At 41.7% G+C, this 917-nt stretch carries 1 pseudogene; it reads left to right on the forward strand.

The window, feature by feature from the left end:
• Nucleotides 1-188 precede the first annotated feature (188 nt).
• Nucleotides 189-917, forward strand: a pseudogene (locus ACXJY6_RS19740) (Mu transposase C-terminal domain-containing protein); the annotation flags it as partial.

The following is a 917-nucleotide window of genomic DNA, read 5'->3' on the forward strand; positions in this document are numbered from 1 at the left end:
TCACACTTGAAACTGAAGTTTCTCGGTATAACGAAACTCATGACACTCAGTACAATTTGTTTTCAATACAATCATTCAGGAAGAGACTGAGAAAGCACTCAGAGTACGAAAAAATCGTTCTTCGGAAGGGAAAAAGTGCTGCAGACTCGACCTTTAGGAAAGTGGGTCAAAGGCCGCCAACAACGCGAGTGCTGGAACGCGTAGAGGCAGATCATACCAGACTTGATTTATTCGTTCTTGATGAACGCCAAGGTATACCGCTGGGCCGGCCTTGGCTTACACTTCTATATGACACTCATACAAAAAGCATTGTAGGCTTCTACTTAGGATTCGAACCACCAAGTTACCTCTCAGTCTCATTAGCACTTGAAAATGCAATTCTACCGAAAGATCACATCAAAGATTTATATCCTTCGGTAGAAGGAGTTTGGCCTTGCTATGGCTTACCCGAGCATTTGATTGTCGATAATGGCGCTGAGTTTAACAGTCGAGACTTCAAAATCGCTTGCAAAGAACTAAAGATCAAGGTGAAGAAAAATCCAACCAAAAAGCCTTGGCTTAAGGGCTCAGTAGAGCGCTACTTTCGCACGATCAACAACCGACTACTGTCTAGGATGCCCGGAAAGAGTTTTACCAACATATTCGAAAGAAAAGACTACGACCCCCTTGAAAATGCGGTAATTGACCGTTTACTTCTGCAAGAAATGATTCATATCTGGATAATTGACATCTATCAGAATGGGAAAAATGGGCTTGAAAATAATATACCTAATTTAAGCTGGCTCGATGCTGTAAATTCCTCTGTTCCACCAAGGCCGTTTAAAGGTACAAGAGAACAATTAAAATTCAATCTAGGAAAAAACCATCGGGTAGCTCTCGATAAGAACGGGATTAGAATTGGTACTACAATACGCTAC

It is taken from the genome of Vibrio phycocola (assembly GCF_054404255.1).